Source organism: Pseudoalteromonas sp. NEC-BIFX-2020_015, from assembly GCF_012952265.1.
Classification (GTDB): domain Bacteria; phylum Pseudomonadota; class Gammaproteobacteria; order Enterobacterales; family Alteromonadaceae; genus Pseudoalteromonas; species Pseudoalteromonas neustonica.
Map to the genome: position 1 here is coordinate 13,196 of NZ_JABCJL010000032.1, position 24,391 is coordinate 37,586.

At 39.6% G+C, this 24,391-nt stretch carries 31 protein-coding genes and 1 tRNA gene; 24 read left to right on the top strand and 8 right to left on the bottom strand.

Features of this window, described 5'->3' with window-relative positions; translation table 11 throughout:
- Window positions 1–113: 113 nt before the first annotated feature.
- The 14 genes from rpsF (at window position 114) to alr (ending at window position 10,291) form a co-directional block, all read left to right on the top strand.
- A complete protein-coding gene (gene rpsF, locus HH219_RS18760; protein ID WP_145236974.1) occupies window positions 114–455 on the top strand; it encodes a 30S ribosomal protein S6 in 342 nt (113 codons plus the stop codon).
- A gap of 69 nt (window positions 456–524) precedes the next feature.
- A complete protein-coding gene (gene priB, locus HH219_RS18765) occupies window positions 525–827 on the top strand; it encodes a primosomal replication protein N (RefSeq protein ID WP_054206702.1) in 303 nt (100 codons plus the stop codon).
- A 12-nt stretch (window positions 828–839) separates the two neighbouring features.
- A complete protein-coding gene (gene rpsR / locus HH219_RS18770) occupies window positions 840–1,067 on the top strand; it encodes a 30S ribosomal protein S18 (RefSeq protein ID WP_002962753.1) in 228 nt (75 codons plus the stop codon).
- A gap of 36 nt (window positions 1,068–1,103) precedes the next feature.
- Window positions 1,104–1,556, top strand: coding sequence for a 50S ribosomal protein L9 (gene rplI / locus HH219_RS18775; protein WP_054206663.1), 453 nt, complete (start codon window positions 1,104–1,106; stop codon window positions 1,554–1,556).
- Between the two features lie 307 nt (window positions 1,557–1,863).
- On the top strand, window positions 1,864–2,316 hold the full coding sequence (locus HH219_RS18780; RefSeq protein WP_316244668.1) for a type IV pilin protein: 453 nt from the start codon (window positions 1,864–1,866) through the stop codon (window positions 2,314–2,316).
- Between the two features lie 2 nt (window positions 2,317–2,318).
- Window positions 2,319–2,768, top strand: coding sequence for a GspH/FimT family pseudopilin (locus HH219_RS18785; protein WP_054206664.1), 450 nt, complete (start codon window positions 2,319–2,321; stop codon window positions 2,766–2,768).
- On the top strand, window positions 2,768–3,169 hold the full coding sequence (locus tag HH219_RS18790; protein ID WP_054206665.1) for a prepilin-type N-terminal cleavage/methylation domain-containing protein: 402 nt from the start codon (window positions 2,768–2,770) through the stop codon (window positions 3,167–3,169). The genes HH219_RS18785 and HH219_RS18790 overlap by 1 nt, the downstream gene beginning before the upstream one ends.
- Window positions 3,170–3,171: 2 nt before the next feature.
- Entirely contained in the window at window positions 3,172–3,693 is a 522-nt protein-coding gene (locus HH219_RS18795; RefSeq protein WP_169328322.1) for a prepilin-type N-terminal cleavage/methylation domain-containing protein, read from the top strand.
- A complete protein-coding gene (locus tag HH219_RS18800) occupies window positions 3,693–5,465 on the top strand; it encodes a pilus assembly PilX N-terminal domain-containing protein (protein WP_169328323.1) in 1,773 nt (590 codons plus the stop codon). The genes HH219_RS18795 and HH219_RS18800 overlap by 1 nt, the downstream gene beginning before the upstream one ends.
- A 278-nt stretch (window positions 5,466–5,743) precedes the next feature.
- Window positions 5,744–6,301 (top strand): RNA polymerase sigma factor, encoded by a 558-nt coding sequence (locus HH219_RS18805; protein ID WP_054206668.1) that lies wholly within the window; start codon window positions 5,744–5,746, stop codon window positions 6,299–6,301.
- Window positions 6,282–6,764: a hypothetical protein gene (locus HH219_RS18810; protein ID WP_170174080.1), complete on the top strand. Its 483-nt coding sequence runs from the start codon at window positions 6,282–6,284 to the stop codon at window positions 6,762–6,764. Before HH219_RS18805 ends, HH219_RS18810 begins: the two co-directional genes overlap by 20 nt.
- 11 nt (window positions 6,765–6,775) lie before the next feature.
- Window positions 6,776–7,717 carry a DUF4097 family beta strand repeat-containing protein gene (locus HH219_RS18815; RefSeq protein ID WP_169328325.1) on the top strand — a complete coding sequence of 314 codons (942 nt, stop codon included), beginning with the start codon at window positions 6,776–6,778 and terminating at the stop codon, window positions 7,715–7,717.
- A 113-nt stretch (window positions 7,718–7,830) separates the two neighbouring features.
- A complete protein-coding gene (gene dnaB / locus HH219_RS18820) occupies window positions 7,831–9,210 on the top strand; it encodes a replicative DNA helicase (protein WP_054206669.1) in 1,380 nt (459 codons plus the stop codon).
- A 1-nt stretch (window position 9,211) separates the two neighbouring features.
- Window positions 9,212–10,291, top strand: coding sequence for an alanine racemase (alr, locus tag HH219_RS18825; RefSeq protein ID WP_169328326.1), 1,080 nt, complete (start codon window positions 9,212–9,214; stop codon window positions 10,289–10,291).
- 12 nt (window positions 10,292–10,303) lie between these two features.
- Here the strand turns inward: alr and HH219_RS18830 are convergent, their stop codons facing one another.
- The gene (locus HH219_RS18830) at window positions 10,304–10,543 is read right to left on the bottom strand and encodes a DUF2960 domain-containing protein (RefSeq protein WP_054206671.1); all 240 of its coding nucleotides are present in this window, start codon (window positions 10,541–10,543) and stop codon (window positions 10,304–10,306) included.
- Window positions 10,544–10,675: 132 nt separating this feature from the next.
- Between HH219_RS18830 and HH219_RS18835 the strand changes: the two genes are divergently transcribed.
- Genes HH219_RS18835 through HH219_RS18845 form a run of 3 tightly spaced genes read left to right on the top strand, consistent with a single transcriptional unit; the run spans window position 10,676 to window position 12,390 of the window.
- The gene (locus tag HH219_RS18835; RefSeq protein ID WP_054206672.1) at window positions 10,676–10,930 is read left to right on the top strand and encodes a YkoF family thiamine/hydroxymethylpyrimidine-binding protein; all 255 of its coding nucleotides are present in this window, start codon (window positions 10,676–10,678) and stop codon (window positions 10,928–10,930) included.
- A gap of 18 nt (window positions 10,931–10,948) precedes the next feature.
- Entirely contained in the window at window positions 10,949–11,572 is a 624-nt protein-coding gene (gene pnuC / locus HH219_RS18840) for a nicotinamide riboside transporter PnuC (protein WP_054206673.1), read from the top strand.
- 8 nt (window positions 11,573–11,580) lie between these two features.
- Window positions 11,581–12,390 (top strand): phosphotransferase, encoded by an 810-nt coding sequence (locus HH219_RS18845; protein ID WP_169328327.1) that lies wholly within the window; start codon window positions 11,581–11,583, stop codon window positions 12,388–12,390.
- Here HH219_RS18845 and HH219_RS18850 read toward each other — a convergent pair.
- Window positions 12,387–12,569, bottom strand: a complete 183-nt coding sequence (locus HH219_RS18850) for a hypothetical protein (protein WP_054206675.1) — start codon at window positions 12,567–12,569, stop codon at window positions 12,387–12,389. The genes HH219_RS18845 and HH219_RS18850 overlap by 4 nt on opposite strands.
- Before the next feature lie 255 nt (window positions 12,570–12,824).
- Here HH219_RS18850 and HH219_RS18855 point away from each other — a divergent pair.
- Window positions 12,825–12,899: transfer RNA gene (locus HH219_RS18855), tRNA-Arg, on the top strand.
- 65 nt (window positions 12,900–12,964) lie between these two features.
- Entirely contained in the window at window positions 12,965–13,189 is a 225-nt protein-coding gene (locus tag HH219_RS18860) for a Rho-binding antiterminator (protein ID WP_169328328.1), read from the top strand.
- Here HH219_RS18860 and HH219_RS18865 read toward each other — a convergent pair.
- On the bottom strand, window positions 13,167–14,138 hold the full coding sequence (locus HH219_RS18865) for a zinc transporter ZntB (RefSeq protein ID WP_054455944.1): 972 nt from the start codon (window positions 14,136–14,138) through the stop codon (window positions 13,167–13,169). The two genes, HH219_RS18860 and HH219_RS18865, sit on opposite strands and share 23 nt — an antisense overlap.
- 150 nt (window positions 14,139–14,288) lie before the next feature.
- Between HH219_RS18865 and HH219_RS18870 the strand changes: the two genes are divergently transcribed.
- The 3 genes from HH219_RS18870 (at window position 14,289) to HH219_RS18880 (ending at window position 16,728) form a co-directional block, all read left to right on the top strand.
- On the top strand, window positions 14,289–14,711 hold the full coding sequence (locus tag HH219_RS18870) for an ATP-dependent zinc protease (protein ID WP_054206678.1): 423 nt from the start codon (window positions 14,289–14,291) through the stop codon (window positions 14,709–14,711).
- Between the two features lie 66 nt (window positions 14,712–14,777).
- Entirely contained in the window at window positions 14,778–15,683 is a 906-nt protein-coding gene (gene rimK / locus HH219_RS18875) for a 30S ribosomal protein S6--L-glutamate ligase (RefSeq protein WP_054455946.1), read from the top strand.
- Window positions 15,670–16,728 (top strand): succinylglutamate desuccinylase/aspartoacylase family protein, encoded by a 1,059-nt coding sequence (locus HH219_RS18880; protein ID WP_169328329.1) that lies wholly within the window; start codon window positions 15,670–15,672, stop codon window positions 16,726–16,728. Before rimK ends, HH219_RS18880 begins: the two co-directional genes overlap by 14 nt.
- A gap of 56 nt (window positions 16,729–16,784) precedes the next feature.
- Here HH219_RS18880 and HH219_RS18885 read toward each other — a convergent pair whose 3' ends face one another.
- The 4 genes from HH219_RS18885 to recQ all read right to left on the bottom strand — a co-directional run bounded on the left by HH219_RS18885 (window position 16,785) and on the right by recQ (window position 21,508).
- Window positions 16,785–17,360, bottom strand: coding sequence for a mechanosensitive ion channel domain-containing protein (locus HH219_RS18885; protein ID WP_169328330.1), 576 nt, complete (start codon window positions 17,358–17,360; stop codon window positions 16,785–16,787).
- Between the two features lie 53 nt (window positions 17,361–17,413).
- On the bottom strand, window positions 17,414–19,072 hold the full coding sequence (locus HH219_RS18890) for a POTRA domain-containing protein (RefSeq protein WP_099459003.1): 1,659 nt from the start codon (window positions 19,070–19,072) through the stop codon (window positions 17,414–17,416).
- Between the two features lie 297 nt (window positions 19,073–19,369).
- Complete coding sequence (locus tag HH219_RS18895) at window positions 19,370–19,669, bottom strand: DUF3630 family protein (protein WP_054206683.1); 300 nt, start codon at window positions 19,667–19,669, stop codon at window positions 19,370–19,372.
- Between the two features lie 15 nt (window positions 19,670–19,684).
- Complete coding sequence (recQ, locus tag HH219_RS18900) at window positions 19,685–21,508, bottom strand: DNA helicase RecQ (RefSeq protein WP_054206706.1); 1,824 nt, start codon at window positions 21,506–21,508, stop codon at window positions 19,685–19,687.
- Window positions 21,509–21,627: 119 nt separating this feature from the next.
- Between recQ and HH219_RS18905 the strand changes: the two genes are divergently transcribed.
- Window positions 21,628–22,083: a thioesterase family protein gene (locus tag HH219_RS18905; protein WP_170174082.1), complete on the top strand. Its 456-nt coding sequence runs from the start codon at window positions 21,628–21,630 to the stop codon at window positions 22,081–22,083.
- Window positions 22,084–22,135: 52 nt separating this feature from the next.
- Entirely contained in the window at window positions 22,136–23,059 is a 924-nt protein-coding gene (gene rarD, locus HH219_RS18910) for an EamA family transporter RarD (RefSeq protein ID WP_169328331.1), read from the top strand.
- On the opposite strand, the gene HH219_RS18915 is transcribed toward rarD, so the two are convergent.
- Window positions 23,056–24,291 carry a response regulator gene (locus HH219_RS18915; protein WP_169328332.1) on the bottom strand — a complete coding sequence of 412 codons (1,236 nt, stop codon included), beginning with the start codon at window positions 24,289–24,291 and terminating at the stop codon, window positions 23,056–23,058. The genes rarD and HH219_RS18915 overlap by 4 nt on opposite strands.
- Window positions 24,292–24,391 lie beyond the last annotated feature (100 nt).

Sequence of the window (24,391 nt, forward strand, 5' to 3'; positions counted from 1 at the left end):
TTTTCCAACTAAGCGTAAAATGCGCGCTCATTTCGGCTTTTAAACTATTAATTCCTTGCCTTAAACCGACCGGCCGAAACGGTAGAAGGCTCTATTAACCGTAAGGAATATCCATGCGTCATTACGAAATCGTATTCATGGTTCACCCTGATCAGAGTGAGCAAGTATCTGGTATGATCGAACGTTATACTGGTTCAATCACTGAAGCTGGTGGTGTTATCCACCGTCTTGAAGATTGGGGTCGCCGTCAATTAGCATACCCAATCAACAAGCTTCATAAAGCTCACTATGTTCTTATGAACGTTGAAGCACCTACTGAAGTAATCAGCGAGCTAGAAACTACTTTCCGCTACAACGATGCAGTGCTTCGTAACTTAGTTATGCGTACTAAAGACGCTGTAACTGAAGCGTCTCCTCTTGTAAGAGAAGAGAAGAAAGAAGCACCAGCTGCTTAATTGTTTTGAGTCCAAGCATGGCGCTTGTTCAGTTGAGTAATTAAGATGAGCCAAACGCTTAGTCCTTATATGAATCAACTAACACTATCTGGAGTCGTTTGTAAAACGCCCAAATATAGTCAAAGCCCTGCTGGTATACCGCATTGTATTTTTGTTGTAGAACATAAATCAATGCAAGTTGAAGCAGACCTTAACCGTAATAGTTATGTAAAGCTTCAAGTGGTTGCTAGTGGTAAGCAAATGCAACAACAGACTCAACATTTGCACGTTGGGCAGGCATTGCAAGTGAGCGGTTTTTTAAACCGCCATGAAGGTCGTAACGGCCTTAGCCAATTGGTTTTGCATGCTCAGCATATCGAAAGAATTATTTGAGGAATTAATCTCATGGCACGTTATTTCAGACGTCGTAAGTTCTGCCGCTTTAAAGCGGAAGGCGTACAACAAATCGATTATAAAGATCTAGCTACTCTTAGAAACTATGTTACAGAAAGTGGCAAAATCGTACCTAGCCGTATTACAGGTACTAGCGCTAAATACCAGCGCCAGCTAGCAACAGCTATTAAGCGTGCTCGCTACTTAGCCCTTCTTCCATACACTGACTTACATAAGTAAGCAGCGGATTAACACGTTTTTAAAAGGTGTAGAAACATGCAAGTTATTCTACTAGATAAGATCGCTAACCTAGGTGGCCTAGGTGACCAGGTTGTAGTTAAATCTGGCTTCGCACGTAACTTCCTTTTCCCGCAAGGTAAGGCAGTTCCTGCAACTAAAGCTAACGTTGAAACTTTTGACGCACGTCGTGCAGAGCTTGAAGCGAAAATCGCTGAACAGCTTGTTGCTGCACAAGCACGCGCTGAGAAACTTGAAGCATTAGCTGAAGTTACATTAGTATCTAAAGCTGGTGACGAAGGTAAGTTATTCGGTTCTATTGGTACTCGCGACATCGCTGACGCTATCTCAGCTGTTGGTGTTGAAGTTGCTAAGTCAGAAGTTCGTTTACCTCTAGGAACTATCCGTGAGACTGGCGAATTTGACGTATCAATCGCAGTACATTCAGACGTAACGGCTACTATTAAAGTAATCGTAATCGCTGAAGCTTAATTTTTATAATTAAGTATAAAAGCCGTGCATTGCGCACGGCTTTTTTGTTGTGTACAGCTTATGTAATAAAATAGTTTAATCCCCGCAAATAGACGTCATTTTGTATCATTTTTAGAAAAAATGGATTAGAGTACCCATTTTGGCTAAGTGTGTATTCCACTCTTGATTTAATATTTCAATAATAAAAACTAATTATTTATCACTATTAAATGATATTTTTTTGTAAATAAATCGTAGTTAATTGACATTGACAGCGTTGTCACTGTATATTGTTTGTGCACTGGGCATAGTGTAAAGGAACTAGAGAGTGAAAGATAAGATGAGAGAAAATGTACGCCAAAAGAATGGTTTTACATTAGTTGAGTTACTAATAGTTGTAGCCATTATAGGTATTTTATACACCGTGGCTATGCCTGCCTATACCGAGCAAATGGAACGTAGCCGACGCGCTGATATTCAGCAAGTAATACTCCAACATGGCGCAGTATTAGAGCGTATTTATTCTCGTAATGGAGGGTATCCAGATGCTTTTAATGGGGCTGTCAATACCGACTTTTACAGCTTTAGTTATGTAGCCTCAGATCGCGTACCAGGAGCCGCCGCTAATGTTGATTTTAAAAATCGCCAATTTACATTAACAGCAACTCCAAAATCAACATCGGCACAAAAAGGCGATCGTTGTGGTGCACTCGCTATAAAGCAAGATGGAACACAATCCGCTACTAAAGGTGGTTTTGCCGTGACGAATTGTTGGGAATAATAATGAACAAGACGGCTGGTTTTACTTTAGTTGAATTAATGGTTGTAGTTAGCATTATAGGTATTATGGCTGTCTTGGCTTTCCCTTCATTTAGCCAGCAGATTATGCAAGATCGCGTAGTCACTACTGCAAACCAACTTAATAGCGTATATAAATATGCGCGCAGTGAAGCTGTGAAACGCGATAAGGATGTAACATTAGCAGTTAGCGGTACTAAGTGGCAAGTGAGGGCTCCTGTTGATGGTGTCGAAACTGTTTTAAAAGAATTTGTTATTCAACATCAGGGGGTTACTGTATCCCTCGTTAATCGTACAGTGTTATCAACTGGTGAAATATCTGCTGCAAGTACAATTTTAGTTGAAGATACGTCAACTGATACCGTTGATTATTATTTGTGTATTTTAAAAAGCGGCCAAAATTGGCTGATTGAAAAATCGGTAGGTTGTGCATAATGATAAAGCAAAATGGATTTTCATTGTTAGAAGTTATGCTGTCAGTTGTCATTGCTGGCATAGCATTGTTGGGCTTAGCTGCCGCGCAATTAAAGTCGTTGCAGTTCGCAAATAACAGTTTCAATTATACGGTTTCTTTGGTGCAAGGCCAAAATACTCTCGAACGTATTTGGCCACGCTTATGTGAGTTGCAAACGACAAACCCAGCACTATTTACTGATGTAAACTTTCGGACCTTTCTGGGGCCTCAAACAACAGACTTTCAGCTCACATTGCCTGCGGCTTATGCTGATGACATGCAAATTACAGTTTCATGGGCTGATGAGCGGATGACGGATGCAGCTGTAAATCAAATATCGCTTAATGCAAGTTATCCTACTTTACCTGCTGGGTGCATTTAGTTATGAGCTCTTCTTCAATGCGTGGCTATACATTAGTGGAATTAATGGTTGCTTTGGCCGCTGGATCATTTTTATTGGCTGGGGTGAGCCTGTCGTATTCTGCGATTAAAGGTACCATTATGGTCAGTAAGGAGCTTGAAAATGCACAAGAAGTTATACGCTATACAAGCAAAGTATTTACTCGGAGCATAAAGCAAACACCGACTCTACCGATTGTCGCCGCTGACGGGTTATCTATTAGTATTGGGCAACCTGCAGGCGTAATTACCTGTAATGGAAGTGTCGCTGTGGCACCTACGACGGAAATATACACATTAACGGGCAATAACTTAATGTGCACGTTAGGAGCTGCTGCTCCAGAGCGGTTACTAACAGGTGTTGAAAGGTTAAATTTTTCTATTAATAACAACATAGTAAAAATCAATGTGGCGCCTGAAAATTTACCGAGTCAGTTTGGTAACGCAATAAGTATTGATGTTGCGGTTTCTAATGTTATTTTAACGAATGCTTTTGGTGGTGTGTAGTGAATAATAAACAGCAAGGTTTTACACTCATTACGGTGCTTATATTGACCAGTATGGCAAGTATTGTAGTACTTAATTCATTACGCGAAAATATTGTACAAGAGCGCATGAGTGGTAATTTTCAAAAGAAAATGAATAGTCGTTTGCTTGCAGAAAAAGGTGTGTTCGAAGAAGCGAGACTAATGCAGCAAGCGTTGGATAATAATGGAGCACTAGACATTGATGGATTAATTGCCGCAGCGGGTAATGCCAGTGGCAGAGGTTTGATTGGAATCGACGCAACATATGATGCAAGCATAAGTAAAAACCTTGCTGGGGAATTAGAAATAGCTAGTCTTGGTCAGCGCTATAGCGGTGACGCGCAAAGCAATTTAGTTGCACGATTTGGATTTAAACCAGGTAATAACTTAAAACCTTATTCAGACGCAATTATAGGCTGTCGTGGTGTGTCTCTTGGCGGTTCTGGGAAAATAACGAGTTATGATTCAACCGATGCATCATATAATGGTAACGATGCCGATGTAAGAACAACAGTACATAATGCAAATGTAACTTTAAATGGAACAGGTACAATAAAAGGAAGTGTGGCTTCGACGGGTTCTATTATAGTGAGTTCCTCGCAATCAGTAGAAGGTAACTTATGGGCAAACAAGGATATTAAGTTTCCATCAGGTACCAGTGCTTGGAGTACGAAGATAAATGGTAATATTTTAGCAAATGGAAGTATTCAACTTAAAGATATGATGGTAAACGGCTATGTTCGGTCTGAGCAAAACCTAACTTTAAATAATGGCGTGCATGTAAATCAAAGTGCTGTTGACGTAGAGGACATTCTCTATGGTGGCAGTTTGTTAAGCTCTAGTAGCTATACTAATAACTCAGTAATAAAGGCATTATCAAGCAATGCATACGTTGAGGGCTTATCTGTTCCTAATGTGGCAGGGCTAGACCCTGATGACCCTACAAGTTTACCAACTTATGCAAAAGATAAATGTGATCCTTTAGATGCAGCTACTATGAGTGATTTAAACGCTTTAGGTCCATTTCCTGATCTTTTATTAACTAATAACACTAAAAAAATTCAAATTAAAGAAGACAAAGCTGTTTTTACAAGTGCTAGTAACGTAACTGAGTATTTACCTAAAAGCACAAACGTATTAGGGCGAATCCAGGAAAACATGTACTTTTTTAATGATTTAACTATTAATGGTGGCAGTTTGGATGCGCTTTTAACAGGTACTGACAATAAAAAAATTGGTATTTATGTGGCTGGAGATTTTACAATTACCGCCAGTGGTGAGTCACATTTTAAAATACATAAAGGAATTAGTTTAAGTCTATATGTTATGGGGAAAATTCATATTCGTACTAGTCCAATTGTTGAAGAAACTATTGTGAAACTTACTCCATCGGATGCTTATGCATTCAATATTTTCTCTGGATATAAATCAGGTGATGGTTCCTTATCATGTGAGAATAAGGATGGGATCAGTGATAAGTTTGGTGTTTATATTGCTTCAAACACTGATATGAATGCTACGATATATGCCCCATTGACAGATGTTCGTGTTGATGCTGGGTCGCGATACTCAGGTTCGATTCGTGGGGGGAGTGTTTCAAATTGTGGTAATGGTGAAACACGCTATGATGTAGCATTAAAAAACTTAACATCTGGTGGTGGCTCGAACAGTGGGGGTAAGATTGCTTTTTTGGGGTGGTCTTACAAAGTACCTGAAAATACTGCTGAAGAGCCAGCAGAACCAACAATCTAATCCATATTTTTCGGCTAACTGTGTTTAGCCGTTTTATTTTATATAACCTCATCTTTGTTGGATATATTGACCAACACATTAATAGTGCATAAATCAAATATAGACTTATTATCTATAGAACAGGTTAAATTAAAAATAATTAAACGTCCTTTAAACCTTTTTCACCTCTTTTCACGTCTAACTATGTAAGAAACTTAAAAACCTGAAATATCGTATTTCTACATGGCTTAAGTATAAACTACATTCAGAATAATAATCATAAAGGGACAACATCTGCGATGTTGATAAATGCAAAACATGCTTTTAATCAGCACAGTGAAACTGTGTTGATTGAGAAAGTAAAAAGTGGCGATCAACAAGCCTATGCAGCTTTGTATACACTGCATGTTAAGCGAGTATACGCATTATGCCTACGATTACTCGCTGATAGAGAGCACGCTGAAGATGCCACGCAAGAAGTGTTTGTACAGTTATGGCATAAAATTGCTAGCTTTGAAGGGCAGTCACAATTTTCGACTTGGCTGCACAGCGTTACCAGCAATATTGCCATTAGTTACTTACGCAAACATAAAAACTGGCTGCAAAAAGTAGTGAGTTTTGAACAAAGTGGTATGGATGAGCAAAGCGCTGATGATTGCCAAGGTTTAAATGGACTCGATAAATTGGTTTTAAGGCTCCCAGAGCGAGCCCGAATGGTATTTGTATTACACGCTATTGAAGGTTATCGCCATGAGGAAATTGCAACCATGCTAGGTATGGCAGTTGGTTCTAGTAAGTCGCAGTTTCATCGCGCACGACAGTTATTAAAAGAGTGGTATGAAAATGAGCAAGCTTGATTTTGAAGAATTTTTAGTTGAGTCATTAAATCGCTCGCAAACTGAACTCCCGCCGCAAAAAGATTTGTGGCCAGGTATTGAAAAAGCACTATCACACAGACTACCGCAACAAACTAAAGTGGCTGTGTGGCCTAAACTAGCTGGTGTTGCTGCATGCACGGTCGGAGCGTTATTGACTGCTCAGTTACTTTTTAATACGCCGCAGCAAAAAACGGGTGTTGCTATGAGTGATTATTTTACAGAGCAAAAGCAAAGCTTGTTAGTGCAATATCAAAATCAACCGGCATTAACGAATAATTGGCAGCAGCAATTAAATGAATTGGAAGAGGCTGAAAGCGCGATAAAGCAAGCGCTTGAGAATGAGCCTGAAAACCCAGCGCTATTGAAAATGCTTGCTCAGATATATCAACAGCAATTGGATTTAATCAATAAGGTGCACGCACCCAAATGGCAACAAATTTAGGAGTCCCTATTATGAAAGTATTATGTTTATTATTAAGTGTATTACCCTTATCAGCATTAGCAGGTCAAAAGATCAATGAAATAGTTGATGTCCCTGTAAACAAGCGTGTATTTATTGAAAATCAACGAGGTGACATTCGCATCGAAGGGTGGGATAAAGCGCAACTTAAAATAGAAGGTGAGCTGGATGATAAGGCCAATGGGTACAGGTTAGAAAGTAGTAATGGGCGGATTGAGTTTATTGTAAAAATGCCACGGAACGTCAACAATGGCTGGAACAGTGGTGATGGCTCTAAACTGACTATCTATATGCCGAAAACAAGTGAACTTGAGTTCGCAGGTGTTAATGTCACTATTAGCGCCAAAGATTTACACGCGGGCGCTGAGATAGATACGGTCAATGGCGATATCAATGTGCAAAGTCTCAGTGGTGACTTGAGCTTTGACACGGTTAATGGCGACGTTAGTGCGCAAGATCTTAATGGCGATATTCGCTTTGAAACTGTAAACGGTAAAATTAACGATAAAAACTCTCAAGGCACATTAAGGTTTACAGCGGTCAATGGCGATATAAAATCAACAACCCGCGCGCAAGATGTGCGTTTAGAGAATGTAAACGGTGATATAGATTTTACGTTTGATAAACTAGAAAGTTTGCGTATTAATACCGTAAATGGTGAAAGCGAAGTGCGGATTAATGAGTTAATCAAAGGTGCACAAATAACCTATGAGTCTGTTAGTGGTGATGCCGAGTTTTTCTTTCCTGCGAATGTCTCAGCACGATTTGAAATTGAAGCACATGCTAATGGTAAAATCGTCAATGAATTGAGTAATGATAAAGTTAAAAAAGCAAAATACGGCCCATCAAGTGAATTGGAGTTTTCAATTAATGGTGGTGATGGAGATATTGAAATAGACACTATCAGTGGGCGAATTGAATTACGTAAAAAATAACAATTCTACTTAATTAAAAAGTAGCAAGCGGGAAAAGAATTCCCGCTTTGCTATTTGCACAGCGTTACCAAGTCGATAGAATAGGCGCAATTGTATTTTAGTATTGCGAAGTTATGGCTAAACCAGATAAACAAGTCGACACCCTTAAAGTTCCTCCTCATTCCATTGAAGCAGAGCAATCTGTTTTAGGTGGCTTAATGCTTGATAATCAAGCCTTTGACCGTGTTGCTGAATTAGTCGTTTCGCAAGATTTCTATACACGTACTCACAAGCTTATTTTTGAAGCGATGGTTGAGCTTGCCGAGATTGGTGATCCAATCGATTTGATCACCATCTCAGAGAGCTTAGAGAAAAAGAATTTACTCAGCGGTATAGGCGGCTTTGCTTATTTAGCTGAGATTGCTAAAAACACTCCTAGTGCGGCGAATATCGATGCTTATGCGAATATCGTACGCGAACGTGCTGTAGTACGTGAAATGATAGGTGTTGCCAATGAAATCGCCGAAGCTGGTTTTAACCCTGAAGGGCGCACCAGTCATGACTTACTTGATTTTGCAGAGAGTAAAGTTTTTAAAATTGCTGAGCAACGCACAAAAAGCAACGATGGCCCGCAAAGTATCCACAGCATATTAGAAAAAACTGTCGATAAAATCGAAGAGCTATACCAGTCACCACAAGATGGTGTGACAGGGGTAAGCACCGGTTACGCTGATCTAGATAAAATGACGACTGGTTTACAGCCATCAGATTTAATTATTGTTGCAGCGCGTCCATCAATGGGTAAAACCACCTTTGCGATGAACTTAGCTGAACATGCAGCGATGACTCAAGATAAACCCGTACTTATTTACTCATTAGAAATGCCATCTGAGCAAATCATGATGAGGATGCTGGCATCGCTTGGTCGTATTAACCAAACCAAAGTACGTACTGGTCAACTAGATGATGATGATTGGGCACGGTTATCTTCAACCATGGGACTGCTCATGGAAAAAGGTAAAATGTTTGTCGATGATGCATCAGGCTTAACACCAACTGATGTACGTTCACGTGCACGTCGTATTGCGCGTGATCATGGCGGTATCAGTATGATCATGGTGGATTACTTACAACTTATGCGTGTACCAAGTTTGTCGGACAATCGTACCTTAGAGATTGCTGAAATTTCACGTTCACTCAAGTCATTAGCAAAAGAATTGAAATGCCCTGTGGTAGCACTGTCTCAGCTTAACCGTACCCTAGAGCAACGTGCTGATAAACGTCCAATTAACTCTGACTTACGTGAATCAGGCTCTATCGAGCAGGATGCCGATTTAATCATGTTTATTTACCGTGATGAAGTCTATAACGAAGACAGTACAGACAAAGGTATTGCTGAAATCATCATAGGTAAACAACGTAACGGCCCAATTGGTAAGGTGCGGCTAACCTTCCAAGGTCAGTTCTCGCGTTTTGATAATTACGCTGGGCCTGCGGTAGACGACGAATATTAATATGCGTTTAGCTATTGCTCAAATCAACTTAACAGCACTTGCAGATAACTTAGCGCAAGTACGCAAGTTTGCGCCGAAAAGTAAGGTCATGGCGGTATTAAAAGCCAATGCTTATGGACATGGTTTAGTAAAAATAGCGCAACATCTTAATGATGCTGATGCGTTTGCTGTTGCGCGCATTGATGAAGCTTTAGCACTTAGAGCTGGTGGGTTAACTAAGCCAATTGTATTGCTCGAAGGTTTTTTTCATCAAGATGACTTACCTATTTTATTGGCTAATAACTTTCAAACTATTATTCATGATGAAAATCAGCTTAAAGCACTTGAAGAGGCAAATCTTGATGAGCCAATTAATTGCTGGTTAAAAATTAATACCGGTATGCACCGTCTTGGCATTGCGCCTGCGCAACTCAATGATTTTTACCAACGCTTGCAAGTAACGAGTAATGCCAAAGATACAATCAATTTGATGACGCACTTTTCTTGCGCTGATGATCTACAAGATCCAAAAACAGCTGCGCAAATTGCCTTATTTGACTCTTTAGTACAAGGTAAACAACAAGCGCATTGTTTATCAAATTCAGCGGGTATTATTGCGTGGCCTGCCGGTCATGGTGAATGGGTACGTCCAGGTTTGATGATGTATGGCGTATCGCCAATGCTTAATGCGACAGGTAAAGAACATGGATTAAAGCCTGTGATGCGTTTAACCACTAAAGTAATAGCAATTCGTGATGTGGATGCGCAGCAATGTGTAGGATATGGCGGGCGCTGGCAAAGCACTAAGGCCACTAAGCTTGCTGTGGTTGCAATGGGATATGGTGATGGATATCCGCGCCATGCAAAGCAAGGGACGCCTGTGGTAATAGGCTCTAAACGTTACCCTATCGCAGGAAGTGTCTCAATGGATATGATCAGTGTGGACATTGGTGAAAACACCGCTGGCATTAAAGTAGGCGATGAAGTCGAGATGTGGGGCCCAGAGTTACCCGTTGAAGAAGTCGCCCAATGTGCTACGACAATTCCTTACGAGTTACTCTGTAATATTACCCCTCGTGTCAGCTATGAATACCTAGAGTAGCTAAATTTATAGCTACTCTTTAATAAAGTACACATCGCTAAATCCCATACGTGCAAACTCTTGATCACGAAAGTTACGGACAGACGCTGAGCCTTTCGATGTCATTTCAATTTGCTGAACCATGCTGAGGTAGTTAGTTAAATCAATACCTTCAGCAGCTGCAATCGCTTGATACATATCGTGGTATTTATCTTTTGCAAAATTAATTTCGCGAGGTTGATCTTTAAATTTGTAAGTAATGCGTCGTGCCATGAGAAACTCGTAAACGGAATTAAATTACAGTGATTTTACACCTTCTTTTACATCCACTCTACCTTTGAATGACTTGTGTCTGGGGTCACGTTACAATAGTTATAATTTTCGTCGTTAATATCAAGGATTATCATGAAATTATCAGTAGAGATCAGTAAATACCCACTTCATCAAGATTATATTCCATTTATTAAAGGTTTTATTGATCGTTTAAATGAATATGATGATTTAAAAGTAATAACAAATACGCTATCAACACAGATTTTTGGTGATTACGATTTGGTAATGTCAGTGTTAAATACAGAGATAAAACGTTCATACGAAGAGTTTGGTAAGGCTATTTTTGTTTGTAAATTTCTAAATGGTGATCTCTCTCCTGAACTTTAAAGTCTAAACGGATCAATTATGGAATTTATAACACAAACGCTCGCAGGGTTTACCGCGATGTCGTATTGGGAATATATAGCTGTAGCACTCTCAATGGCGTATTTATTGTTAGCAATAAAAGAGAACCTTTGGTGTTGGCCTGCTGCATTCTTAAGCACATTTATTTATACAATAATGTATTGGAATGGTGCCTTGTTAATGGAGTCACTGCTACATTTTTATTATATGTATATGGCAGTATATGGCTGGATAGCCTGGCGTAGAGGGGGGGACAATTTACGTGAGTTAGTGATTACTTCATGGACGCTAAATCAGCACTTAGTGATTATTGTAGCGACTTCAATCGTTGCAGTAATACTGGGCTATGTTATGACTAATTACACCCATGCAGATTTTGCTTATTTAGATAGCTTTACTACCTGTTTTGCTGTGGTAACAACTTACTTAGTTGCTAAAAAAGTACTCGAAAATTGGTTGTATTGGATAGTTATTGATACAGCTTCGATGTATTTATATTACGAGAAAGGCTACTACCCAACATTAGCATTATTTGTATTTTATACCATTATGGCTGTGTGGGGGTTTAAAACCTGGTACGAAGAATATGAACAAAATCAAGCTAAACCCTTAGCGCAATTATAAGGAGCTGTATGACTGATAATGAAATTAGCGGTATTTTTGCCGCTTTTAATTCTCGATTAAAAATATTCAGTATTGAGCGTCTTCATAACGGCTTAAGTAACGACAACTTTCTAGTACGTACCAAGCAACATGCTTATTTGCTAAAGTTTTACCGTGAACATTGGCCTACCGTCGGCTTGTCGGCGCAAGCTTTATTTGCCAAAAAGCAGGTGTGCCCTGAGCTTTTATGGGTAGATGAAATTAACCAATTTGCTATTTTTGAGTATATTGAAGGCGCTATCACCAATAATAATTATACCCCTGAGTTAATAAATAAATTGGTCGCTTTACATCACCATCAAGTCGTTACGTTACCTATGGACATCAAACAAGAGCTTGATCACTATCGTGATACCTCACTTTATCAACATTATAAAATTATCATTGAGCAAACGTTATCACAGGTTGAACTATTTCCACGTGATAGTGGTTTTTGTCATAATGATTTAGTTAAAGAAAACATTATAGAAAACCCCTATGGAATGTTTTTAATTGATTTTGAATACGCGAAGACCAATGACGTATACTTTGATTTAGCCGCGATTGTAGTCAGTTGTGAGCTTGATTCAGTTGAGAAGGTAGGTTTACTCAAGACGTATCAGCGATCGTTGCCTATACAACACCGATTTACAGTATCGGTTAGAAAGCTTGAGTGCTACCAATTAATATTTTTGCTGTTATGTATTCTTTGGTATAGCGCACGTTCGGTGGGTGATAAGGTAACCGTTTTACGTACGCAACTAGACCGTTTAATTAATTTACGCTTTAGTAAGCCCTAAAGGCCACCAAAGCGTGCTGCAAGTTCTTTATATTTAGTGACTTCATCAGAATCAAATAAAGGCTCACCGTTCTCATCGACTGATTTTGAAATTAACAAACTTTCTCGCGCAAGGCGCTTAACACGTTCTGTTTTTACACCTAAAAATTCAGCGACTTGCTCGGTTGACATTAAACTCATAAATACTTCCTCTTGTTAAACCTTTTACACGTGCTTGATAAGTACGTCTCTAGTATAGATATGTTGCAAAATGGTTATTAATTTTTACTAAGTATAATTTAATAGCTGTTTTTTGCTTGCTTGTGAAGCAATTTATTATAATTTGCTGAATTAATAGGCATATAGGCGATAGAAGCTAGCATTTAGTTGCAGATGCCTTTATTATTGCTGATGCCTAAGCACTGATATCGCGAGTTGGTGTGGCGGCACAAATGTGCTCTCGTGGTGAAATGGATATCACGTGGCCCTCCGGAGGCTGAGTTGTAGGTTCGATCCCTACCGAGAGCGCCATTTGCTATTATTTTTCTTCTCTTTTTCTTCCTGCTACACTTTAGTTTTATCAATGATTAACGCCAATGACTTATCAACCAATAAAATGCAGTGATTACGATCAATATGAATTGTTTTGTATGCACTTTGCAATGGTTAAAATAATTACCACGGATAATACACTGGTAGTAGGTAATGCTAAAAATTTACTAAACCTTAAAGGGGAAGGTGAATTTTTACTTATTGAACATCAAGAAAAAGGCGAACAAAGAGTTCGCCTAGATCATATTAAAGCCATTTCTTATTTTTAAAGTAAATACCAATACTGCTCGTAAGTACAACTAAAAAAAGCACAAATAAGCTAAAGGCATAAGGGCTATCAGTGCCTGGAATACCACCAACATTAACGCCGAGCAAACCAGTTAAAAACCCCAGAGGTAAAAATAAAGCCGCGACAACCGACATCACATACATACGTTGATTTAATTGCTCTGATATTTGGTTGGTAATTGTTTGTTGAATTATCTGCGCGCGCTCGATAGAGCTGTCTAACTCTTCAATAAAACGAATAAGCATGTTCGTTGTTTCGTTTAGTTTCGCTTTATCGTTTTCATTAAGCCAGCTATATTTATTTGCCATCAATGTACTCAGTGCTTCTTTTTGCGGTCTAATATAGCGTTTTAGGCCAATTGATTGGCGGCGTAATTGTGACAAACCTTGATTATCAAAACGCTTGGTAGGTTCATCAATTTCATCTTCAAATATATCTAACGTATCGTCTAAACCATCAATAACGCCTTGCATACGAGACGTAAGGTTTTGCGCTAATTGACACACTAATTCAGAAATACTGCTTGGCCCAGTATTTTCATGTAATGAAGCAAGAATATCCTGCACCGATAGCAATCTACGTTTGCGTGTTGTTATTACTACATTTTCATTAATAAACAAACGAATAGACACCATGTCCTCAGGGCTTTGTGCCGGATTTAAATTTACACCACGTAAAAACAGCATACAGCCATTTGTCGCTCTCGCTATACGAGGACGAGTTTCTTCTGCAGTCAATGATTCTAGCTCGTAATCAGTTAAAAAATCACAGCTTTTTAGCCATTCAACAGCGTCGCTTTGGCTATAATCCATATGCACCCATAATTTCCCATGAGATGGCTGCCAATTGTGAAGTTCGGCACTGCTTTCGATTGCACGTGAACCGCCTTGCTCATCAAGTATGAGTGCATGTAATAAACCGTCGAACATAGTAAATTCTCATTATTAGTGTATTGTTTATATGGTTGACTATTGAGCTGATTAGGTCAATCAAATCGATTGATTGATTAGATAAAATTATTTCATTGGTCTTTTTGTGTATGTAGCGTATAAGACACTTTTTTATTAAAGGGCACATTTATGACGGCAAAGATAATTGTTGGTTGGCGTGAGTGGTTAAGTTTACCTGAACTTGGCATAAATAAAATTAAAGCTAAGATTGATACGGGCGCCCGTACTTCATGTATTCATGCTCTTAATATTGAAGAATATGAACGCGATGGGGAAAAGTGGGTAAAGTTTATTGCTCAGCCATTGCAGGACGACGAACACACTAAAATACAGTGTGACGTTAAAGTAAAAAAAATGAAGTATGTAACAAGCTCAAGTGGGCAGCGAGAGTTACGCTATTTTATTGAAACAATGCTTCATGCCGGAGATAAAAGTTGGCCAATTGAGGTGACTTTAACAAGTCGTGCAAGTATGAAGTTTAGAATGTTATTAGGGCGGACAGCCATGGAAAATCGTATAGTCGTAGACCCGGCTTTATCTCACTTATTATAAAAATGTGCCAAAGTTTTAACCACATAATAACTTAAAACAGAATATGCACTAGTAAAGGATTTGATTATGAAAATCGGTATTTTATCTCGCAACAAAAACTTGTACTCAACGCGTCGCTTAATTGAGGCCGCTCAAGCACGTGGGCACGAAGTTAAAGTGATTGACGCACTACGTTGTTATATGAACATTAACTCTGAACAACCAGAGATCCACTATCGTGGTGAAAACTTAAAAGATTTCGATGCGATCGTGCCACGTATTGGTGCGTCAGTAACATTTTATGGCTGCTCTGTATTACGTCAGTTTGAAATGATGAATGTATTTCCTGTTAATGAGTCAGTTGCAATTTCACGCTCTCGCGATAAATTGCGTTCATTACAGTTATTATCACGCAAAGGTGTAGGCATGCCAGTAACAGGGTTTGCAAGCAAGCCTGATGACGTGAAAGACTTATTGGAAATGGTAGGCGGTGCACCAGTTGTTATTAAGTTACTAGAAGGTACGCAAGGCATTGGTGTTGTATTAGCTGAAACACGTAAAGCGGCTGAGAGTGTTATTGAGGCATTCATGGGCTTAAAAGCTAATATCATGGTACAAGAATACATTAAAGAAGCTGGTGGTGCCGATATTCGCTGCTTCGTACTAGGTGATAAAGTGATTGCCGCAATGAAGCGCCAAGCACAAGAAGGTGAGTTCCGCTCTAATTTACACCGCGGTGGCAGTGCAACATTAGTGCGTATTACACCAGAAGAACGCAAAACAGCGGTGGCTGCAGCTAAAGCAATGGGCTTGAATGTAGCTGGGGTTGACTTACTTCGTTCATCACGTGGTCCATTAGTGATGGAAGTAAACTCATCACCAGGTCTTGAAGGAATTGAAGTAGCAACAGGAAAAGATATTGCAGGCATGGTGATTGACTTTATCGAAAAAGCCGCTGCAACTAAAGGAACGGCAACACGTGGCAAAGGTTAAAATCAATAGCTCTTTTACTTTATTAGGTGAAACTGTTGGTGTGGGTGAGCGTAAAACGCTCGCATTAGAGGCTGCAAAGCTTTATACACACTCGCCGCTAAATATTCCTATTGAAGTGGTAAATGGTGTTCATTCAGGGCCTGTACTGATGGTGTGTGCAGCCATTCATGGTGATGAGCTCAATGGTGTTGAAGTTGTTCGTCAGTTATTGGCTAAAATCGATCCTACGCAGCTACGTGGTACGCTTATAGCGGTACCGATCGTAAATGTATTTGGTTTTATCCATAAGTCGCGTTATTTACCAGATCGCCGTGATATGAATCGCAGTTTTCCTGGCTCTACCCGTGGCTCGCTTGCGGGTCGCATGGCGCACATGTTTTTCAGTCAAGTGGCAGTGCATTGCACTCATATTATTGACTTACATACAGGGGCTATTCATCGTACGAATCTACCGCAAATTCGCGCAGATTTAAGTGATGATGCTACCGCACAAATGGCAAAAGCATTTGGCACGCCAGCGGTGATAGATGCATCACTACGAAATGGTTCACTACGCAGTGAAGCGGCTAACTTAGGGATCCCTGTGATCACTTATGAAGCTGGTGAAGCACTTCGCTTTGATCCAATTGCGATAGCAGCAGGTGTACAAGGTGTTGATTATGTGATGCGCCACTTAAAAATGAGCCGCGGTAAACGTGCTAAAAAATTGCCAGAGCCAATTATTGCCAGCTCAACAAGTTGGGTCCGTGCAGAAGTGGACGGTATTGTGCGAGCACAAGTAACACTTGGTGAAAAAGTAAGTAAAGGGCAGATTTTAGCGTATATAAGTAGCCCATTGGGTGACTCTGAGTTAGAACTACTTGCACCACGCAGTGGTATTGTTATTGGTCAACAAACTATGCCACTTGTGAATGAGGGAGATGCGGTGTTTCACCTAGCCTATTTTGCTCACGCAAATAGCTTGGTTGAGCAACAGCTTGAAACTTTTATCGATGAAATCAGCGATATTGAAGATGAGTTAAAAGTAGCTGAACTAAATAATTAGTGAGCTAAACGTTATTTTAAAAGCCATTTGAGGATATCCTTAAATGGCTTTTCATCTTATAGCGTTTTTTTCGGGCCAATTACACGTTTTATAACGACGGGCTTTGTAGGTTTAGGTTCTTTATTTAACACCATCACAGGACGCGTAACAAAGAGGTTATTAGGGTAAATAACGCGGTGACCATCAATATGTTCAAGCACGACATTCATTAAACCCATTTCGACAATGCGGCCTTCGATAAAGTTAGCACCGTCAATAATGCGTACCCAATAGCCAACACGGCAATCATTTTGAATAAACATCAGTAAAAATGAGGTGAGGTTGCTTAAGAGTGACCAAGCAGCAAATAGTGCGACACCTAACATGGCAAATAATGATGAACCAAGTACAAGCAAACCGCGCAGCTCTATACCCCAAAACACCAGCACTAAACAAATCATTACTATGGCGAGTATAATTTTTAAAAGTAACTCAGCGCGGTATTTACGATGAATGTCGATTTTACCTTTAATTGTTTTCTCAAGCAGCTTTTTAGTCAGCTTTAAAAGTACAGGGAAAACTAAAAGCGCCACGACTGTAACAATAAGTTTATATTGCGTACTAAAAAGTTCGATGAGTTCGAGCAGTTCCACAATGAATCCAAAAAGGTGTTAATAGCTCCGTAGTTTAGCGTTTTTGGTGTACTTTAAAAGGTATTTTTTACAGTGACTAACCATTGAATTGAGTCAACGTCATTGCTCTTGTCCAGTGGTGCTGCAATATCTAAATGAATGACTGTTCCTGCATTAGCGCGACTAGGGGCCAGCCTTAATCCGATACCTGCATTTTTTAATACTTTACCGTGATTAGTATTGGCTTGGTCGTTAAACCAAGCGCGACCAATATCAACAAAGGCAGCTCCACCGACTTTAAATAGTTGCAGTAAATCATATTCCCAGTAATAGCGTTTTTCCAAATTTATTAAAAAGCTACGATCACCTTGTTGATAGTCAAGCGGGTAGCCACGCAAGCCGTTTTCTCCGCCTAAGCTTAGTTGTTTATCGTGAGTAAGGTTTTTGGCATAGTCTAAACGTATTTTTGCATACCATGACTGCTTAGTTGTGGTATTTAAATAATATTGTATTTGGCTACTGGCGAATAGGTTTTCAACTTTACTTTGCTTTTCATTCCAGTTGCCATCAAGACTAGCTTGAAAACGCCATAGCGTGTTATCACCGCTAAAGTGGGCTTTTCTCGCATTAAATGAATAAATAGCACGGCTATCGTCATCACTAATTTGCTTATTTGAATACCCGAGCAAGCTTTGAATATTCCAGCCTAGATTTAAATCTTCGGTGCGGTAAATACTGTCAAAGTTTCGTACTTTAATGAAGTGGTCTTCAAACCAATGCCCGCTTACGTATGGGTAACTAAGTTGGCGTTCATCTGCCAATGGTGAAAATGTATTCACAGTTTTATTAAACGAGTGTTGTTCGTGCACATAGCCAACGCTTAAGCGCTGGGTCCAGCTATTTCCTAGTTGTTTTGAGTGACCAAAATGAATACGGTTATAATCAGTTTTTTGTTCAAATTCGCTGTACACTTCGCCACGTTGGTAGAGCGATTCTGTGCGTTGATCCGAGTAGCTGACAAGGCCATAACTGTATGGTGTATTAATTGAATAAAAAGGATATGTAAGCTCTAGTAGGTGGCGTTTTCCATCACTGTTATCGGAATACTCAATGCGCCCTCGATAACGAGTTGATAGTATATTTGGATCGTCATAGACAAATAAATAACCACTGCGGTCAGCGTCTGTAGTGCGTGAAAATGAAAGGCGTTTCCCCCAACCAAGTAAATTTGATTCACGAAAACCAATGCTTGATTTATTCTCTCCGCCACTGCGGCTAAAGCTAATTTCAGGGAGCAAGGTCCATAGGTCTCGGGTAACTACGTTTACGTCAACTTCGCCATTACAGTTAATCTCAGCATCAATTTTTGCATCATATAGATAGCCTTGACGTCTTAGGAGGCGTTCAGATTCGGAGAGTTTTTTAGGTTCATATTCTTCACCAGAACGAAATAGCAAAAGATTGTTTATTACATCTGGTTCTGTAGTCATGTGAACACGATTGGCAAAACGGAACAGGAAATTATCTTCTTCTTCAAGCGCCGTGTTAAATACATTGAGCTGTTCTAGGTTGATATTCCCAATACGAGCATTTGCGGTTTTTTCAGGTAATAATTCATCGCCATCAAGCTGACGACGAAGGTTATTTTCGCTGGGTGAAATGGTGCGCTGATTACTACAACTGCTTTTCCCTAGATCAATTGATTGTGCTTGCCCACTTTGACTATAGAGCATAGTGCTGGCACAGGAGAGAAAAATAAATGTAGTGAAACTGTTTGCGACCATTCAAACACCTTAGGTATGCGTAGTTAGTATTATCTTACTATACCCAAACCACCTCAAGATGCTAGTTTCAGTTGGATTTAAAAGCGATTTAGGCAACAAGGTATTGATTGCAAGTAATAGTCGTTCTATTATTAAAATCAATACATTGTTACAAAGTCGCGCCTTGATATTAAGCCCTTTGAAACGCTGAATTTTGCGTCTTGAGGTGGCTTGGGTATACAGGTTAACTCATAGTATAAGTCTAGTTCATTGTTGCATTTGTGTTAGGAAATAATGCGTTAATGCGGCTAATAAGTGATTGGCTTCTTGGCCTTCGCCATTGATCCAGACACTGTTACTATAATGCTCGAAGTTTAAGTTAAAACCTTGCTGTTCATAATTAAAGCGCATTTGATGGCGGTCGGCTCCAGCTTCAAACTCACCTATTTTAATCTCAGAGCTGTGTAAAAATAAATGTGCCCATAGCTCAAAGTCGTCGTCATTGGGCATTTCACTTGGAGTGATTATAATCACATTATGGCGGTTATCAAATTGGTATTGAGTCATGACATTACTCTGTACTTAGGATTGTGCTAAATAGTTACGAATTGCGTGCAAAAATGGGCCGCCGTATTTATTGAGCTTAGTAAAGCCTACACCCGACACTTTAAGAAATTCACTGTCGTTAGTGGGCATTAATTGTGCCATTTCAGCAAGTGTTTTATCATTAAAGACAACATAGGGTGGCACATCATCTGCATCGGCAAGTTCTTTACGTAAGGCTCTGAGTTTCGCAAATAACTTTTTATCGTAATTAAACTGTGCCAATTTATCTTGGTATACGTGCTTTGCTTGCAGGCGAGGTTCGGCCATCTGTAAGGCGAATTCGCCTTTTAAAATTGCTCGCGCACCTTCAGTTAATCGAAGAGATGAGCCTTGGGTTATATCTTGACTCAATAAGCCTTGATGAATAAGTTGGCGTAAAATACTGAGCCAAAACTCACTGCTATGATCTTTACCAATACCATAAGTGCTGAGCTGATGATGGTTGTTATCTCGAATTCTACTGGTGTTCGCGCCACGCAATAACTCAACAATGTAACCTAAACCAAAACGTTGCTCGGCTCGATATACGCAGGATAGTGCTTGCTGTGCGACTAAAGTGCCATCAAAACTTTTTGGCGGGTTAAGGCATATGTCGCAGTTGCCACATGGCTCTCGCTGATATTCACTAAAATAGTTAAGCAGTATTTGTCGGCGACAAGTTTGTGCCTCTGCAAAACTAGCCATGGCATTGAAACGTTGTTCTTCAACGCGACGGCGTTGCTCATCTTCTATATCTTCAAAGAACCGTCTTACGCGGCCGATATCAGCAGGGTCAAAGTACATAATTGCTTCAGCGGCTAAGCCATCACGTCCCGCTCGGCCGGTTTCTTGGTAGTAAGATTCAATACTTTTAGGAATGTCATAGTGCAACACAAAGCGCACATTCGGTTTATTTATACCCATTCCAAAAGCAACCGTTGCGACAACGATTTGAATATCGTCACGGGCAAAACCGGTTTGTACAAATTGACGCTGTTCGTTGCTCATCCCTGCATGATAGGCCGCTGCATTCATTCCTGCATCGGCAATCTTTTCGGCTATTTCATCGACGCGTTTACGACTGGTGCAATAAATTATACCACTTTGATTTTGTTGTTCTTTTAAGTAGCGTAACAATTGTGCTAAAGGCTTGAATTTTTCTTCAATGGTATAGCGAATGTTTGGTCTATCAAAACTGCCCGTGTGTATATAGGGGGCGTTTAAGCCAAGTTGCTGCACAATATCAAAGCGAGTAGCGGTGTCTGCTGTGGCAGTTAGAGCCATCATGGGGACATGAGGGAAATGATGCTTAAGTTCGCTTAAACGGCAGTAATGTGGACGAAAATCATGACCCCAATGAGAAACGCAGTGAGCTTCATCAATCGCAAATAAACTGATATTTAAATGACGCAGCCTCTCTAAAAATTCGTGTTGTAAAATTTTTTCAGGTGCAACATAAAGTAATTTAATTAAACCACTGTGTAACTGTTGGTAAATTTGCTGCTGCTCATCCCGATTAAGGCTGTTATTGATGTAAGCTGCTTTCACACCTAATGCCTGTAATTGTGTTACTTGATCTTGCATCAGAGAGATTAACGGAGAAATAACCACCGTTAACCCTTCAAAAGCTAAAGCTGGGACTTGGTAACATACTGACTTACCGCCACCAGTGGGCAGTAACACCAATGAGTCTTGCCCGCTTAATGCTGCATTGATAACCGTTTCTTGGCCATCACGAAATTCACTATAGCCAAACACTTGCTTAAGTATGGCTGCGGGAGTGCGCACTATGGTGCTTGATGTGGGGGTTTGTGTATTCATTGCGCTTATTTTAGAGCTTTTAAGTGACCTTGCATAGCTACCTATACGCTTTTTATATCGCACTTTATACAATGCTATGCTTTACTCATCCTACCAGATTCAAATAATAGATAATAATAATGAATAAAACTATGTTAATTGAGCAAGTCGCTAAGGTATTCGTAGAGCAAATGCCGTTTAATCAATTCTTACAAATTAAGGTTGTATCGCTTGATGCTGAGCAAGCGCAAATTAGTTTTCCTTGGCAAGATGTATTTATTGGTAACCCAGCACAAAAAATTCTTCATGGTGGTGTGATTTCAGCGGTACTTGATAATGTAGGTGGTATGCTTGCTGCCGCTGCGATGATTGATAAGCTTACTGAATTCGATATAGTGAGCATTCAGCAGAAATTAGCGACTTTAGGTACTATTGATTTACGTACCGATTATTTACGTCCAGGTAAGGGAGTAGAGTTTACCGCGAGTGCAAAGCTGATTCGTTCAGGCAATAAAGTGTGTGTTTGTCGGATGGAATTGCATAATGAAAAAAGAACTCAAATAGCGTTTGGTACAGCAACGTATTTAGTTGGATAAAATGTGTTCAGGGGGTAAACTAGCGGCCTTTTTCAGCATCTAGATTCTATTTATGCCTACTAATCAAGAACAACGCAAGGGTGTTATTTTAGCCTGCATGGCTTTTTTTATGTGGGGTCTTGCGCCCATTTACTTTAAGTTATTACAGCACATATCGGCTTTTGAAATATTAATGCACCGAGTTGTGTGGTCGGTGTTATTTATTGTGATTATTGTCGCTGTTTTAAAGCAGTGGCATAAAATCCAGCATGTCATTAAGCAACCAAAGTTAATTTTAATGCTTACCCTAACAGCTACATTGCTGGGGTTTAACTGGGGATTATTTATATGGGCAGTTAATAATAACCATATGCTTGATGCCAGTCTTGGGTATTATATTAATCCACTTTTAAACGTGTTGCTAGGTATGTTGTTTTTAGGCGAAAAGCTACGAAAATGGCAGGGTTTTGCTGTCGCTCTGGCGCTTGGCGGGGTCGTTATTCAATTAATTAGCTTTGGTTCATTTCCGGTAGTGGCATTTTCACTCGCTAGCTCATTTGCTATTTATGGATTATTACGCAAAAAGTTACCTATCGAATCGCTACCAGGTCTATTATTGGAAGCGCTTATACTATTACCATTCGCAGCTATTTATTGGTGGTTTATGCTTCCTACAGCAAGTTCAGATCTCATTGTTAATGATTGGCATACAAATCTACTGTTGATAAGTGCGGGTGTTATAACAACATTACCTTTACTGTGTTTCACGGGAGCTGCAAAAAGGTTGCAATATACAACATTAGGTTTTTTTCAGTATATTGGTCCAAGTCTGATGTTTGTACTCGCGGTGGTATTTTACGGTGAAGTGTTTAGCGCGGAGCGCGTTGTTACTTTTGCATGTATTTGGAGTGCGCTGGCAATATTTAGCTGGGACTCGTACCGACAAGCACAAAAGCGCAAGAAAGCAGCGCTCCTTGCGCGAGCAGAATCAGTTTAAGAAATAACTATATTACGACCAGACTCTTTTGCTTCGTAAAGTTTTATATCGGCCTGTTTTAATAATTCATCAATTTGATAAACAGGTCCGTATACATACCCAATGGAGATTGTGAATTTAATTTTTAAATTACTAAATTCTGAGCTGCTTAGTTCAATAAAGTGCCTAAACCCTTCAAGGCGTTTCAGTGCTTCTTCTTTGCTTGTTTCGCCAAAATAAACAGCAAACTCTTCACCACCTAAACGAGCAACGAGCTGCTTTTCAAAATATTTAGCAAAGCAAATAGACAGTCCTTTAAGTACTTCATCGCCCACATCATGTCCATGCGTGTCATTGATTGATTTAAAGTGGTCAATATCAAGCATAGCTAAAGAGGAGGCTTGACTGCTTTTTTTTATTTTTTTCAGTGACTTTGTTGTTTCTTCAAAAAAGTAGCGTCGGTTAGGTAGCTTAGTTAAAAAATCAGTATTTGCTTGCAGTCGGATTGTGGCTATTTGCTCTAGCATGTCGACGTTTTGGCTTAAACGACAATAAAATTCTTCATTGTTGAATGGTTTTCGCAAGTAGTCATTAGCACCATTTTTAAGAAAACGTGTTGAAAGATGAGAAGCATCAGAGCCAGAAATACCAATAATTGCTTTTTCATCATTACTGTAAAGCCGGCGAATTTCGCCGCACAGTTCATCACCATTCATATTGGGCATTTCATTATCAGTGATAATGACAGCTATATCGGGTGTTTTTTCTAGCATTGCTAAGGCTTCAATACCATCACTTGCTTGGAGTATTTGGTATTTATGGCGGCTAAGTAAGCTGCAAATATGGCGACGTGTAGCAGCTGAGTCATCTACAACGAGTACTTTAACATTTTCGTTACGAGGTAGGCGCTGCAATTGTTTTTCTAAGTATTGATAGGCTTGTTTATTTTCTTTAGTGATGTAATCAATAATTGGATACTTTTCAACAGTGTCACGCGTTGTTGAATCTAAACTTCCGGTCATGACGATAGTTGGAATTTCAGCTTCTATAGTGCAAGGCACCGCTTCTCCCCTAGGGGCATCGGGTAATATGAAATCTACTACAGCGCAAAAATATGAGTTTTTACTGATCAGCTCTTTAGCTTCAGCTAACGAACCTGCAATATCCGCATCATAACCGATTTTCATCGCTATATGCTTTTGTACTCGCGCTATTGTAGGTGTATCTTCAATGATAAGTATTTTTCGTGTCACGTAACACCTTGTTTTCGGCTTTGCCGAATATAATTGCTTATACAAGTTGTAACCGCTAAAACAAGAAAAAGCAAATAACAATGTCTTTTGGCCACTTATA